This is a genomic window from Mesobacillus selenatarsenatis SF-1, assembly GCF_000813125.1.
In the GTDB taxonomy this organism is placed as follows: domain Bacteria; phylum Bacillota; class Bacilli; order Bacillales; family Cytobacillaceae; genus Mesobacillus; species Mesobacillus selenatarsenatis.
Genome location: NZ_BASE01000043.1, coordinates 46,738 through 60,935 on the forward strand (window position 1 = coordinate 46,738; position 14,198 = coordinate 60,935).

A 14,198-nucleotide genomic window follows, 5' to 3' on the forward strand; every position below is an offset into this window, starting at 1 on the left:
ACAGATTTATAAAAATCCCTGCCTGCCAGATAAATTTAACATGAAATGAAATTTTACTCATAAAATGAAATGAAGTTCATTCAGAGGAGGGCTTAGTTTGTCTACACACAGAAGAGTATGGTATCCGTACGCCAGTCCCTTCGACCCTTGTCCGCCTATTAAGGCAAAAACGTACTCTACACCGCCAAATTTATTTCTGGGCTTTCAGCCGCCCAATCTAGAACAGTTCACTCCAATGCAAGCATTAAGAACAGGGACACTGTGGAAGGTTTTTTATGATCCTTGGTATTCGCCATACGAAGCTCCAAGGGAGGATGATCACTCATGAAGCAGTTGCCAAAGGAATTTTATGCTGCCATGGAAGAACTCCAAGCTGTAGATTTTGTTCTCGTTGACCTCACACTGTACTTAGATACACATCCAGAGGATTATGATGCCATAAACCAATTCAATCAGTTTGCTAAAGAAAGACGACGGCTAAAAAAGGTCGTCGAAAGCATGTATGGACCTCTCCAGCAATTCGGCAACAGCTATTCAGGTTATCCCTGGAATTGGGATGACGGTCCCTGGCCATGGCAAATCTAAATTCCAATTAGGAGGGGGTAAGGAACATGTGGCTTTATGAAAAAAAATTACAGTATCCCGTAAAAGTAAGCACCTGTAACCCCATGCTCGCTAAATTCCTGGTGGAGCAATATGGCGGAGCTGATGGGGAGCTTGCTGCAGCCCTGCGATACTTAAACCAGCGTTATACTATTCCTGATAAGGTAATCGGGTTATTGACTGATATTGGGACAGAAGAATTCGCTCATTTGGAAATGATCGCCACAATGATATACAAATTGACTAAGGACGCAACACCTGAGCAAATGAAGCAGGCAGGACTTGACGCGCACTACGCTAACCATGATAGTGCTCTTTTCTATCATAATGCCGCAGGTGTGCCATGGACTGCATCCTATATCGCAGCTAAAGGTGACCCGATAGCAGACTTATATGAAGATATCGCTGCGGAAGAAAAAGCAAGGGCCACTTATCAATGGATCATCAACATGAGTGATGACCCTGACCTGAATGATGGATTACGATACCTCAGGGAACGCGAAATCATCCACTCCCAGCGCTTCCGTGAAGCAGTTGAGATTCTCAAAGACGAACAAGGGAAGAAGAGAGTATTCTAACTAAAGTATACTGAAGCATCCGTTTTGGATGCTTCTATTTATTTTCGTGAAACAAGTTGATATCAAACTTTTTCTTCATCATATCAAACACTATATGGCGGTTCTTCCACTCTTCTTCTTTTTTCCATAAATCCTTACTTCGGTCTACTATTTCACACCGAAGCGCCTGGTATTCTTTCTCTGCCTTTTCACGCTTCTCCTTAAAAAGGATCATCAACCCATATGTCCCGACCGTCAAGATGAGGAAATATAAATTCGCGGAATTCTGGACATACACAGAAAAAATCTCAGCGAAAGAATATGAATACGGCTTTAACACCGTAATATAAAGATAGTAGAAATAGACAGATATCAACCCAATCGTCACCCATACCGACATAAGATGCCGGGATTTATACCTGTCAAACTTTTTCTTTCGGTCAATTACATTCTGAAGCATCCTTTTAGTTGCTGGATCCGTTCGATCATCCAGGTTCTCGATTTCCAGTTCCATGGCAAGCCCTCCCTTTTTATAAAGCTCTTTTCTCAAACTTTGTTGCTATTGACAACAAAATAGCATTGATGACCTATGTTTCTTCACAAAAAATTAAAGCTTATTATGAGAAAAGAGCTTGCAGACTTAATACCGAACTTCAAATGCTTTTTATCACGTTGAAATCGGCTTTAGGATTTTACAACAATCTTTACGAAAACAGCCTTTTATATTTTTATGAACTTGTCCATGGAGTTATGATATTGTGATTCAAAAAAGAAAAAGAACTTAAAAGATGCCCTTTGTTAAAATGGCCGGTTGATTTCCACTCCAGGATGCTTCGCTTTCCGCGGGAAGAATTATGAAAAAGCCCTAATGCCGGCTTTTTCAAAGAGCGAATTCTTCCTTGGGGCGTGCGATGAGCCTCCTCAGCGCTAAAGCGCCTGCGGGGTCTCACCTGTCCCGCTGATCCCGCAGGACATTGATTGGCTTCCCCGAACCATCCCACGCACGATGGAAATGCGGTAGCATTTTCGGAGGAGTCTCGCACCTTCCGTTCCAATCAACCTAGTGTTCATAAAACTATATGTACTACTAAAGCTACATTCTCAGATTTAGAGCATGGATGCATTTTAAGATTATCTTTAAAGAACTCTAAATTGCTGAGGAAAAATGATGTAAAAAAAGCTGAAGATAAGAAAAAAAACCGGAATGATTCCGTAAATGAAATCAAACTGGTTTTTTCGTTAGGACCTCTAAAATCTACAGAAACTGTAAATATTAATAAGCCTCGTTTTCTCTCAGGCTAATTTTTAATGGGTATCTTTAGTACTTGTCCTGCCTGAATTTCATTTCCCTGGATGTTGTTTGCTTTTTTGATGATTGGGATGCCTTCCTGGGATTTATAATATGTCATCGCTACTCTGAATAATGTTTCATTCGGTTTGACTGTATGATAAAGGACCTTTTCACTGGTTGCGGATTCGCCTTCACCTGTAGCTTTGCTGCCTTCTGTGTCTGCTGGCTCATTCTCAGACTCGGCAGAAGCTGGAACTGTGATTTTTCCGCTTTCTTTATCTTCACTGTCACCCGGAGCTTCGGCAGTGTTTTTGTCTCCGCTGCTTGATGGAGCAGGCCCGGCTGCCACAACATCGATTTCCTCTGGATCAGCAATTTCTTCGTAGGATGGTGCCTCTTGGTCTTCTACCTGGTCCACCACTTTTCCATCATCCCGACTTTCAACATTGATCATTTCCACTCCGGCACGTTCCAGCGACTTATTCAAAGGCATCTTTGTGCCATCCAAATAAGAGATAATGCTGAAAAAAGAAATAGGCAGCAAGATGAAAAACAGCGTCATCAACCTGATGACAGGGTATTTTACTTTGACTTTGGTTTTTTTCTGTTTTTGCCTGTGCATCTCACTTCTTGGAGGAAGGGATTCCTTTTTTTCAACAGTATCCTCAGATTTGCGCTCTACCCTTTTTCTCAGCCGCTCCGCCTGGTCCCTGATAGGTTTTTCCTTATTCACTGTCTGTACCCCCAATTGTTGCTTGAGTCCTGAATTTAATGATCAAACCTAAAATAAAATCAATGATAAAATGCATCACGATGGTTACAACAAGATTATTTGTCATCATATAAATATAGCCAATCAAGAAGCTCAAAAAAATAATATTAGTAAACAAAAACCAATTAAACAGATAGCGGTAATGAACAACTGCGAAAATCAGGCTAGATATGATTAACCCAGTGTTTGTCTGAATGACTCCCCTAAAAAGGATTTCCTCACTTATTGCTACCATCGCAGCAATAAGCATGATTTGCAATACACTTCTATTTCTGAATATTCTTTCGTTCAAGCCGCCATCGTCGTAGTACGACTTTGGCAGATATTTCATAAGGGTGAAGTCCAAAGCCACGACTGTCAGGCCAGCAACTAACCCGATCGATAAAATGTTCCAATCGGCCCAAATAAATAATCCTTGGAATTCAGTCAAGCTATCAAACAATATCATACCTAATATAGTCGAAATCGTTAATAGTAAAATTTGCGTAGCAACTAAGTGGAAAAGCAGTTCTTTTTCAGTAAGTCTTGCCACTGTTTCCCTATATTCATCTTTCATTATATCCGCTCTCTCATCAATAAGATTGAAGCCAATTCCTGCTTCCAGTCCACCGCAGCTAGCGATTGTTCACTGGATGGTTCGGTTTCTTTATAATGGTCAATATCTATTCCACAGCTGATGCAGCAATTCCGTGGGCGTTCCTGCAATTCTTCGCCGAACATTTCCAAAATAACTTTCCTCTTACATTCCTTTGTATGAACCCAACCAAGCATCTTCTTAATTTTCGTATTTTTAACCTCCAAGCGATTTTCAATTAATTGGAGGAGGCTTTGTTTATCTATCTTATAATCCAACGCTTCTAGATTAGACAGGTAATCTTCAACAATCCTCCATTGAATCTCGGTGAAGCCGCATATTATTGATAACTCTTCGGCGCGGTCGGCAAGATCTTTATAAACAATTTGGTTATCGATTATAAATGCAAACAGTCTCTCAATCTGATATTGATCAGGGAGCTCACCTTCAGCGAGCTGATAGGCCAGTTGTTCGTCCCCTGGCGAGTATATCAGGATGGCAATTGAATCGCGGCCATCTCTTGCTGCTCGTCCTATCTCCTGAAGGTAGGACTCAATTTGCATAGGCATGTGGAAATGAATCACATATCGGACATTTTCTTTATTAATTCCCATTCCAAAAGCGCTAGTAGCACATACGACGTCAAGTTGACCATTGATGAATTGCTGCTGTATGAGGACCCGGCTTTCTGAATCCAGTCCCCCATGATATGCCATGGCATTCTTGATTCCTTTTTCTCTCATATGCACTGCAGTTTGCTCGGCGACTTTTTTGCTGGAAAAATAGATGATCCCGGGCCCCTTTAAATACTTCACCAGCTCAACTGTCCGGTCCAGCTTATCCTGAAAGGTAGAAGCAAATTCCAAAGCTAGTGAAATAGCAGGGCGGTCTACAGAATAGACAACCTCATTCCAATCTCCTAAATGGAGCTTTTCGGCAATATCCTTTCGAACTTCCTTTGACGCTGTGGCTGTTAGCGCAAGCGTCAATGGTTGTCCAAGCTTCTCCCTGAATTCTCCAAGCTTGAGGTAGTCCGGCCTAAAATCGTATCCCCATTGAGAGATACAGTGTGCCTCATCTACAACAAACAGTGATACAGACACTTTCCTGATCCGATTTAATACTGATTCAATCCCCAGCATTTCTGGAGATATGAAAATAAACCGAAACCTTTCGAGTTCTTCCAGGGCTTTAGCCTTTTGCTGTGGTGACAAAAAGGAATTCAAGGCAATTACTCTCTTTTCGCCCATTGCCATCATTTGCTCTACCTGATCCTGCATTAGTGACAGCAGCGGTGAAACAATCAAGACCGGCCCGTCCACTAGATAGCCTGGAAGTTGGTAGCACAGGGACTTTCCCGTTCCAGTTGGCAACATAGAGATCGTATGTTTTCCCTTTAAAACGGATTCAATCGTTTCTTCCTGCCCTGGACGGAACTCCTCGAACTTAAAATGCTTTTTTAAATATCTTTTTAACTCCATTCCACATCACCATATTTAGCCAGAACAAGCCTGATTTCAAAATAAGAAGCATCAGTCACTTGTTCCTTGATTTGCTTTAACTTTTTAGCGGAATTCCGCTGTGCCGCCTGAAGAATGCTTTCCCTTTTATTCAGCGGAACATAGTGGTCTATATTGAATTCCTTGATAGAAAGAGCAATTTCAACAACATGATCTTCAATAGTGCTTTGTTTTAGATTGCGGACAGCGGCTATCTCTTCCAAGGTATAACCCTTCTGCATTAATTTATATGTCTTATCTGTCGAAATCGTCAAAGGAACGTTACGCTCTGCCTTCTTGATCAATCCATTAAGTAATGGATAGGCATGTGAATTCTCCAGAACCTTATCAAACATTGCATGCAAGCAATTCAGGAATTCGAAATGATAGTGAGCAGGTTCCAGTCCAATCCATTCGGCAGCCTGCATAGTCGTCAATCCAATTTTCCTGTAGCCTGTCAACCTTATAACAACAAGCTCGGGCTTCGTCTTTTCATTATCCAGTGCAGATGTAAGCTCACCATATAGCCTTTCTGCCAGCTTACATCGGTCTTCATTTTGTTGCTTAATGTATTGTTTTACCCAGGTAAGGGTTTCTCGCTTATTCCTGACAGGTATAAAGGAGCGCTCATGGTTAATCAGATTTGAACTCACCTGAATAAGCAGCGTTAGCCTCTCCCAAAAAGAATCAGTCACCTGGTGATATTTCCAGCCATTTAGATAGTCAGGAAGCCTGTATTCAGACAACTTCTGTTCCAGGGTGGCTTCGCCCTTTCCTGTTAATATTACCTTCGTATCTGCAATTTCCTCTACCAGCCCTCTATGCTGCAACCGGTTAATCATTTTTTCTAGTCCCTCTCGAGTAACTGAGGGATATGTATGAAAATATGGGGTGATCTTATATAAATGAGCGTCCTGAATCGTCTGAGAGGAACGCTTTCCCTGTAAAAGATGAAATAACGAATAGATGGTTCTTTCACCATTGATTCTTTTCAATATTGACAAAATAACTGTCTCCAAATACGTTATCCCCATAACATCACCTTTGAATGAAAAATTAAACAAAGGGCACGATAATATTCGGCGCCCACTATAGCAGAAAAATAATATAACATTATTTTAACATGAAAATATCTAGTGAAATGTTTTATTTTCAACGAAAAAACCATTCAACGCCTTGTGTGATAAGCATTCTCAATACTTTTTTTATTGAAATGTTGGCGATACAGTTTTACAATAGATATGAGGAATACGTTTTCACTATTTTGGTGGAAACAGCATATTATTGTTAAACACTTGGGAGGAATTATATCATGGCTAAGTACACAATTGTTGACAAAGAAACTTGTATTGCATGCGGAGCTTGCGGTGCTGCTGCTCCAGATATCTACGATTACGACGATGAAGGCATCGCATTCGTAACACTTGATGAAAATGAAGGTATCGTTGAGATTCCTGATGTATTAGTTGACGACATGATGGACGCATTCGAAGGCTGCCCAACTGACTCAATCAAAGTTGCAGATGAGCCATTCAACGGAGATGCTACTAAGTTCGAATAAAGAAATACATAATTCCCGCTTATAAGCGGGAATTTTTTTGTTTTGTTTAGGCTCTTTTCTCAAACTTTGTTGCTATTGACTAACAAATAGGATTAAATGGCCTATGTTTCTTCGCAAAGTTGACTTTTTTTGAGAAAATAGCATGCAAACTTAATTACGACCTGCAAAATGGCTCTATCTTACGTTAAAATCGGCTTTAGGATTTTAACAACATTTTTTACGAAAACAGCCTTTGCTAAAGATTATCGAAATGTTTGCTTTTTATCTGCCACGAACTACAACAATTGGGTAGATTGGTCAGGTTTTACTCAGGAGATACCAGCCATAAATTAAAAAGCAACGGTGCAGGCCGTTGCTTTTGTATAAAATCTCATATGAGTTTATGCACTTTTAAATGTTTGCTGTCTCTCAATCCAAGTTTTCATCCTTGTGAACATCAGCATGAATATAACAGACATCAGTATGCCTTTAACAAAATTGAATGGCAGAATCCCGGCAACAATCATGGCCCGAGCTTCCGGTCCAGACATTGCTGGCATGTTCAAGAACAATGTGTAGGCAGGAAGGAAAACGTAATAGTTAAGGACACTCATCAGGATAGCCATACTTGCTGTCCCAGCCACTAAGGCAAACGTCATTCCCCTATTGGATTTCATCCGTTGATAAATATAGTAAGTTGGCAGAATGAATAAAACTCCTGCAACAAAGTTGGCAGCATGGCCTACTGGTACACCAGTATCACTGCCTGTCATGAAATAATCAAGCGTATTCTTCAAGAATTCTACTAAAATACCAGCTACCGGACCAAAGATCAACGCAGCAATCAATGCAGGAATATCGCTGAAATCGACCATTAAGAATTTTGGAAACGGCGGCAGTGGGAAATTCAGCAGCATCAATACATAAGAGATACTGCTCAGCATACCAATTGAAACCATTGCTTTGACACTAAATTTTTTCATTTTTCCTCTCTCCTTATAGAGATCCATCTCACATAAAGAAGAAAGGTTCAGCAATCACATACCGTAACAAATAAAACCCTCAAGTTCTATGCTTGAGGGAGTTTTGTGAAGGGCATGCTTAATAAACGTCCAAAACCTGCATTTTTTGAACGTCTGCAGAACCTCCATCTTCTCCCATCCAGACTATACTGTCGGCTTTGGAATCGCACCAAATCCTGCCCTTACAGGCTCGCGGGCTTAGAGAAAAAATCTCATTACCGCCGATCGGGAATTTCACCCTGCCCCGAAGATAGACCATATTTAATTTAACAAGTTTATTATACTGAAAAAAAGATATTTTGTGAAGGTGTCTGCTTGTGACGATTTTTTGACAGAGATGAGTTAAATCCATTCTGTTCGTGACACGTTTATGATTTTAATATTAAACTTCTGCTAAATTCGGAATAACAGAATATATTTAGTATTAATCAATAGATTTTGATACCGCTTTCATTCTATTTGTGAACAATTATACAGTTTGACAAAAGAATATTCGTCTTGTAAAATAATCAGAAAATTAATACTTTAATAAAGGGAGTGAGAATGGATGTTCCAGGTTCTAGCGGCAGATTCAATAAAGGAAGAAGGCTTACAGCCATTATTAGAACAGGATGGTATCCAGGTACATATCGGGAGTGTTGACTCTGCGAGTATAGATCTACAAAAAATCGATGCCCTTATCGTCAGGAGCGCAACAAAAGTCACCTCAGAACTGCTCGACAGAATGCCATCGTTAAAGATCGTCGGACGGGCAGGAGTCGGAGTCGATAATATCGATATTGCTGAAGCGACAAAAAGAGGAATTATCATCGTCAATGCACCAGATGGAAATACCATTTCAACCGCAGAACATACCTTTGCGATGATGTCCGCATTAATGAGAAATATCCCCCAGGCGCACGCCTCTGTAAAAAATGGAGAATGGAAAAGAAATAAATATATTGGTAATGAGCTATATGGAAAAACATTAGGAATCGTTGGTTTGGGAAGGATTGGTTCTGAGCTCGCAAAAAGGGCCAGGGCTTTTGGGATGTCAGTTAAGGTGTACGACCCGTTCCTGACGATGGAGCGAGCAGAGGTTTTAGGCGTCCAATTATCCTCTTTCGACGAGGTCCTCGCTGAAACGGATATCATCTCGGTCCACACACCTTTGACGAAAGAAACGAAAGGACTTCTTAATGAAAAGACATTGAGTCAAACTAAAAAAGGAGTTTACCTCCTCAATTGTGCGAGAGGTGGAATAATTGATGAGATCGCTCTTGCCCATTACATTGAAAAGGGCCATGTCGCCGGTGCTGCCCTGGATGTATTTGAAGTTGAACCCCCAGGGGACCACCCTTTACTGAAACTTGATTCTGTCATCACCACCCCACACCTAGGAGCCTCAACAAAAGAAGCGCAATTGAATGTTGCCACCCAGGTCGCCAGAGAAATCAGTACTTTCTTTGAAAATAAACCCGTTGCCAATTCAATCAATCTCCCAGCAATGTCTAAAGAAATCTATGAAAAAATCCAGCCTTATCACCAGCTTGCGAAAGAAATGGGCAAGATTGTCTCAGAATGTCACAATAAAGGAATCAGTGAGCTGACCGCCACCTATTCAGGTACTGCGGCGGAACTTGAAACGTCCTTTTTAACAAAGGCACTGCTTGCAGGGTTCTTCGAAAACCGCATTGATGTGAAAGTAAACGAAGTGAATGCAATCCACATTGCAAAAGAACGCGGCATCATGGTTGGGGAAAAAGTGACCGGGAATTCATTTGGTTACGCAAATACCATTACTGTAAAAGCCAGCGGGGACGGAGAAACTTTTACAGCAAGAGGAACTTACATTGAGCATTACGGGCCAAGAATTGTCAGCCTGGACGGCTTTAACATTGATTTCCATCCATCAGGGAACCTTCTGTACATCCAGCATATGGACCGTCCCGGTGTAATCGGGCATGTAGGAAAAGTCCTGGGTGACCACGAAGTGAACATCGCGACAATGCAGGTCGGCAGAAAAGAGGCTGGCGGCGAGGCCATCATGGTCCTTTCTTTTGACAGACCACTGCCAGATGAAATGGTCGATAAGCTGAAATCGCTGCAGGACATCGTTACAATCAACAGTATTATACTCTAAACAAACAGGCCTCCTTACAGTGAGGCCTGTTATTTTTTTAACCCAAAGGATATGATTTTCGTTCCCCTTTGGAGAAGGTGATAATTTCTTCGTAACCCACCTGCCTGGCAAGGGTCAGAGCCTGATCAAAATCAGCACCGACATGTTCAGGTACATGGGCATCCGATGACAAGACAATTGGTATATGCTTATCAAAGCACATCTGCAATAGCCTTTTATCGGGATATAATGTCTGAGTAGGCTTCCTCAAGCCTGCTGTGCTTATTTCCACACAGGTCTTGGATTGTGTCAATGCTGTTGTTGCCCTATCATACTGTTCCAATAGGAAACTTTCATCCTCAGGGACATATTTAAAAATCTTCACAAGATCAATATGCCCGATTATATCAAACAGATTTGATTGCGCCAGTGTTACTACCTGGTCAAAATATCTTCGATAAACTTCATAAACATCTCTTCTGTCCCATTCTTTGCGATACTCGGCAAGGTCGATGCCGAAATCACCAATCCAATGGATCGATCCAATTACATAATCAAAGTCATAGCTTTTGATGAACTGTTCCATCTCCTTATGCTTGCCAGGAGTGTAGTCCATCTCGATCGACATTTTCACGTCAATTTCGTTTCTCCAGGCTTCCTCAAAAAGATGGACATAATCAGCCATATCATAGTATCTTCGTTCATCCACCCAGCTGTTGCGTAAAATATCTGCAGTCTGATAGAAGTGATATGCATGCTCAGAAATCCCGAAATGCTGGATTCCCTTTTCATTGGCTGTATCAGTAAACTGTTTTAAATAATCCAGCGTCAATGTGCCTCTTTCCAGATGGTTGTGGTAATCCGTCAGCATAGTAGCCATCCCCTTTGTAACCGTTTTACCTATTATACTTTCAGATAATAACCGGTACAAGGATAGATTATCGGGTAATTAATATTTGCTGAGGTCTTATTGTGTCAGATGTCAGATTGTTCAACGCTTTTAATTTTTCAATAGAGGTGTTTGTCTTTCTTGCGATTGAATGCAGTGTATCCCCTGATGCAACGACATAACTCTTATCATCTAATTTCTCGATTATTAATATATCACCATGAGAGATATGGCTATTATTTATGTTATTTATTTGCTTAATCGCTTCTACCGTAGTGTTATATTGTCGTGCTATCGACCAAAGAGTCTCTCCTCTTTGGACGGTATGCTTCTCCTGTTTTTCTTTTGACGGAGTGACCGCAGCCACTGAATCTATTTTCACACTTTCAGAACTTACATTCTCACCTTGATTATTAATGTAGGTGTCATCGGTCAGACGCAGCTTCGCGATTGTTTCCAGAGACACTTCATTACTTTTTTGCTCCATAGCTACTACAGGCTGTCCCACAGCTGCTTCTCCCAAAGCCAATACAGGATCTACGGCATTTTCCTTTTCATATGTCCATTTTTCTTCATGGATTTCAAAATGCAGATGAACTCCAGAAGAATCCCCTGTGTTTCCCATCAGGCCGATAATATCACCTTGCTTAACGACCTGTCCTTCTTTTACATTCCTTTTGTTCAAATGGGCGTATACAGTTTCCAGATTGTTATCATGCTTAATGAAAACAACATGTCCATATGAGCCCGAATAATATGACTTTGTTACAACTCCTTTATCAACACTATGTATAGGTGTTTTGAATTCACCTGCAATATCAATCCCCTTGTGGTGGCCATGGCGCGTTCCATATAAATCCGTAACGACCCCCTCAGCTGGCCAAACCCAATTTGAAGTCAATTCCTTTATATCGAGCATTTCTGCCTGAGAGTGCTTTCCGCCAAGAAATAGCAAGCTGATACAGAGTGCCATTAACCCAGCAATGAGTAAACGCTTTATGTAATCCTGCATTTTCTTCCTCCTTAACTTTTTACTCCCTTTCCATCCCTATGACAGCCTGTACGGAATTAGAACTGTATGGTTGAAAAAGCAGCAGCTAAAAAAGCACATTCGTTATAATTGGTGGGAAACTGCTTTTTTATGCAAAAGAAGGAAAATTTGTTTATTCAAACGGAGTTTCACAATTCCAATCCACAAAAAAAGAAAGACCAAATGGCCTTTCTTCTAGTTAATATTTTTCTTGTTTGGAGCGAGTGGCAGCGGAAGGACTTCGTTCAAATTGAAAGGTCCAAGCTGATCGATGTTTGCATTTGTGAACCTGACACCAGAGTAATCAAACTCACTCGCCGTCATTAAAATTGCTTCAAGATTTGGGAGGAAGCTTTCGTCCAGAGTTGTATTCTTGTCTAATGTAATTTCTAATATATCATCTTCAGTTTTCTTGGTTTGTGCCTGGCTGAAATCTTCTGGAAGTGATGCTGAGAGGTAACCTGTTTCATCACCTTTCCACATCTGTGCGAAGGCTTCCCCTATTGTTTTATGCTGTTCTGTTGTCGGCACAAGGTACGGATTTGGCATACCTTCAACTGTCAAGAACAAGTACGCCCTTCTAGTTTTTGCTTCTGCGTTGAGTGGAAGTTCATCCATTGGGCCAAAGTTGCCCACATCAATACCCGGTTTTCCTTCAGTTGTAAGGATGATTTTACTTATACCCGCTATGGAGAAATTCTGCGTCATAGTCTCAACAAACATTTTGTTTGGTGTACTTCCGTCTCGATAAGGGTGATTTTGCTTCACATCCATGGTCAAAGTCTTAGTAGCTTCATCGAAGTTCCAGGTTGCACCCATAGGATAATAATCGGTCAATCCCCATTCCTTTTCCATTAGCTTCGGCATCGTTTCCGTATAGCTATCAATCCAAGACTTTCCTTCTTCCTTCAGAGCTGTTACCGTAACTGGAACGATCGCCATCACCTGCTCGTCAGGAACTGCATAGGTAAGGATTTCGGATGTCTCGGTGTCTACCTCTTCTGCATATAAAGAAATCAGGCCGTCATAAGGGTTTGCATTATCCATTGCTGCGAACTTTTTGCTCTTTTCTTCAACCTCACCATCTGCTGCATCCATCATGAGAGTGCTCTCCTCCTGGCTTGCACTTTCATTTGCCGTATCATCCTTGACAGCTGTATCCATCTCCATGGATGACTTTGCATCAGAAGCATAGTTGCTTTCAATGCTTTTATCGGCGGAGTGGTTCACACCCATCAATCCTGGTGAAAGGATGAAGGCAAGGAAAAGTACGGCTGCCAGCGCAGCACCCGGAATGACCCATGTCGGCATTTTCTTTCTTTTTTCAACACGATGGGCGATATTCTGATAAATGTCACGAGAGTCGCGATGATCTTTAACCTTAGGCATTTGGCCGAGGATTTCTTCTAGCTGCTTATCGCTTAGCTGTGACTTTTTCACTAGTCATCCCTTCCTTTTCAATCATTTCTTCCATCAGCTTTTTCAATGTCTTTAGAGCACGGTGCTGAGTCGTCTTTACCTTACTTTCCGTCCATGATAAAGCTTCTGCTGTTTCGCTGATAGTTAACTCATGTATATAGCGCATGATGATGACCATTCGCTGGTCAACCGTGCATTGGTCAAGGCACTTGTACATCATTTGAATCTCTTCACTTTGGAGTGCCATTTCTTCAGGAAGGGGCTGATCGTCCCTTACCTGGCGTGCAGACATATCAAAGGATTCAAGTAATCGCTGCTTCCAGCCCTTTTGTTTGCGGAAATGATCAATCGCAACATTTTTGGCAATCGAAAACAGCCATGTCTTTTCACTGCTCTTTCCTTCAAACCGGTCGTATGCCTTCAAAACACGAATGTATACTTCCTGTACAAGGTCTTCAGCCAGCTCCCTGCTTTTAACCATATAAAATAAAAATTGAAAAACGTCATGATGATATTTTTGATACAATTCATCAAAAACGGAGTTCATAGCTCTATTCGCCTCCGTATTCATTAGATTAGTCGTAAAGTATTAATAAAAGTTTCATATTAACTATATTATTTTTAGAATGGAAATGGAAGGAATTTTCGAGGACAAAATATTTGTTCAAGCCACAGGGATAATATAAATAGGGCGTATCAAGATGGACATTTTCTTCCATATTTCACGTTTTTTTGTCCGTCATGAACCTGATGACGAACACTTTCTGCGATAATTCATGATTTCTGTCCGTGATGAACCTGATGACGGACACTTCTCTTCAATATTTCTTGATTTCTGTCCGTCATGAACCGAATGACGGACACTTTTCTTCAATATCTCATGATTTTTGTCCGTCATGAT

The 14,198-nt window shown here is 41.1% G+C and carries 15 protein-coding genes and 1 riboswitch; of the genes, 5 read left to right on the top strand and 10 right to left on the bottom strand.

The genetic code is table 11. The annotated features are described in order from the left end of the window. Nucleotides 1-97 precede the first annotated feature (97 nt). Genes TY49_RS09610 through TY49_RS09620 form a run of 3 tightly spaced genes read left to right on the top strand, consistent with a single transcriptional unit; the run spans nucleotide 98 to nucleotide 1,181 of the window. A complete protein-coding gene (locus TY49_RS09610; protein WP_023627506.1) occupies nucleotides 98-328 on the top strand; it encodes a spore coat associated protein CotJA in 231 nt (76 codons plus the stop codon). Further along, entirely contained in the window at nucleotides 325-585 is a 261-nt protein-coding gene (locus tag TY49_RS09615; RefSeq protein WP_041965694.1) for a spore coat protein CotJB, read from the top strand. Before TY49_RS09610 ends, TY49_RS09615 begins: the two co-directional genes overlap by 4 nt. A gap of 26 nt (nucleotides 586-611) precedes the next feature. Next, the gene (locus TY49_RS09620) at nucleotides 612-1,181 is read left to right on the top strand and encodes a manganese catalase family protein (RefSeq protein ID WP_041965695.1); all 570 of its coding nucleotides are present in this window, start codon (nucleotides 612-614) and stop codon (nucleotides 1,179-1,181) included. Nucleotides 1,182-1,215: 34 nt separating this feature from the next. On the opposite strand, the gene TY49_RS09625 is transcribed toward TY49_RS09620, so the two are convergent. The 5 genes from TY49_RS09625 to TY49_RS09645 all read right to left on the bottom strand — a co-directional run bounded on the left by TY49_RS09625 (nucleotide 1,216) and on the right by TY49_RS09645 (nucleotide 6,300). Further along, on the bottom strand, nucleotides 1,216-1,674 hold the full coding sequence (locus TY49_RS09625) for a YpbF family protein (RefSeq protein WP_041965696.1): 459 nt from the start codon (nucleotides 1,672-1,674) through the stop codon (nucleotides 1,216-1,218). Between the two features lie 784 nt (nucleotides 1,675-2,458). Then, nucleotides 2,459-3,184 carry a LysM peptidoglycan-binding domain-containing protein gene (locus tag TY49_RS09630; protein WP_041965697.1) on the bottom strand — a complete coding sequence of 242 codons (726 nt, stop codon included), beginning with the start codon at nucleotides 3,182-3,184 and terminating at the stop codon, nucleotides 2,459-2,461. Beyond that, a complete protein-coding gene (locus tag TY49_RS09635) occupies nucleotides 3,177-3,779 on the bottom strand; it encodes a CPBP family intramembrane glutamic endopeptidase (protein ID WP_041965698.1) in 603 nt (200 codons plus the stop codon). Before TY49_RS09635 ends, TY49_RS09630 begins: the two co-directional genes overlap by 8 nt. Beyond that, on the bottom strand, nucleotides 3,779-5,278 hold the full coding sequence (locus tag TY49_RS09640) for a RecQ family ATP-dependent DNA helicase (RefSeq protein WP_041965699.1): 1,500 nt from the start codon (nucleotides 5,276-5,278) through the stop codon (nucleotides 3,779-3,781). Before TY49_RS09640 ends, TY49_RS09635 begins: the two co-directional genes overlap by 1 nt. Continuing rightward, nucleotides 5,269-6,300 (bottom strand): YpbB family protein, encoded by a 1,032-nt coding sequence (locus tag TY49_RS09645; RefSeq protein ID WP_232310425.1) that lies wholly within the window; start codon nucleotides 6,298-6,300, stop codon nucleotides 5,269-5,271. Before TY49_RS09645 ends, TY49_RS09640 begins: the two co-directional genes overlap by 10 nt. Before the next feature lie 308 nt (nucleotides 6,301-6,608). Here TY49_RS09645 and TY49_RS09650 point away from each other — a divergent pair, with 308 nt between their 5' ends. Further along, complete coding sequence (locus TY49_RS09650) at nucleotides 6,609-6,857, top strand: ferredoxin (protein ID WP_041965701.1); 249 nt, start codon at nucleotides 6,609-6,611, stop codon at nucleotides 6,855-6,857. A gap of 380 nt (nucleotides 6,858-7,237) precedes the next feature. Here TY49_RS09650 and TY49_RS09655 read toward each other — a convergent pair whose 3' ends face one another. Next, nucleotides 7,238-7,819, bottom strand: coding sequence for an ECF transporter S component (locus TY49_RS09655; protein ID WP_041965702.1), 582 nt, complete (start codon nucleotides 7,817-7,819; stop codon nucleotides 7,238-7,240). Nucleotides 7,820-7,981: 162 nt separating this feature from the next. Then, a riboswitch (FMN riboswitch) is annotated at nucleotides 7,982-8,114 on the bottom strand. A 291-nt stretch (nucleotides 8,115-8,405) separates the two neighbouring features. Here TY49_RS09655 and serA point away from each other — a divergent pair. After that, on the top strand, nucleotides 8,406-9,980 hold the full coding sequence (serA, locus tag TY49_RS09665) for a phosphoglycerate dehydrogenase (protein ID WP_041965704.1): 1,575 nt from the start codon (nucleotides 8,406-8,408) through the stop codon (nucleotides 9,978-9,980). 37 nt (nucleotides 9,981-10,017) lie between these two features. Here serA and TY49_RS09670 read toward each other — a convergent pair whose 3' ends face one another. The 4 genes from TY49_RS09670 to sigX all read right to left on the bottom strand — a co-directional run bounded on the left by TY49_RS09670 (nucleotide 10,018) and on the right by sigX (nucleotide 13,844). Then, nucleotides 10,018-10,830 carry a histidinol-phosphatase gene (locus TY49_RS09670; RefSeq protein WP_041965705.1) on the bottom strand — a complete coding sequence of 271 codons (813 nt, stop codon included), beginning with the start codon at nucleotides 10,828-10,830 and terminating at the stop codon, nucleotides 10,018-10,020. Between the two features lie 67 nt (nucleotides 10,831-10,897). Then, nucleotides 10,898-11,860, bottom strand: coding sequence for a peptidoglycan DD-metalloendopeptidase family protein (locus TY49_RS09675; protein WP_041965706.1), 963 nt, complete (start codon nucleotides 11,858-11,860; stop codon nucleotides 10,898-10,900). Nucleotides 11,861-12,073: 213 nt separating this feature from the next. Next, the gene (locus tag TY49_RS09680) at nucleotides 12,074-13,318 is read right to left on the bottom strand and encodes an RsiX family anti-sigma factor (protein ID WP_041965707.1); all 1,245 of its coding nucleotides are present in this window, start codon (nucleotides 13,316-13,318) and stop codon (nucleotides 12,074-12,076) included. Then, entirely contained in the window at nucleotides 13,293-13,844 is a 552-nt protein-coding gene (gene sigX, locus TY49_RS09685) for an RNA polymerase sigma factor SigX (protein ID WP_041965708.1), read from the bottom strand. The genes TY49_RS09680 and sigX overlap by 26 nt, the downstream gene beginning before the upstream one ends. Nucleotides 13,845-14,198: the final 354 nt, after the last annotated feature.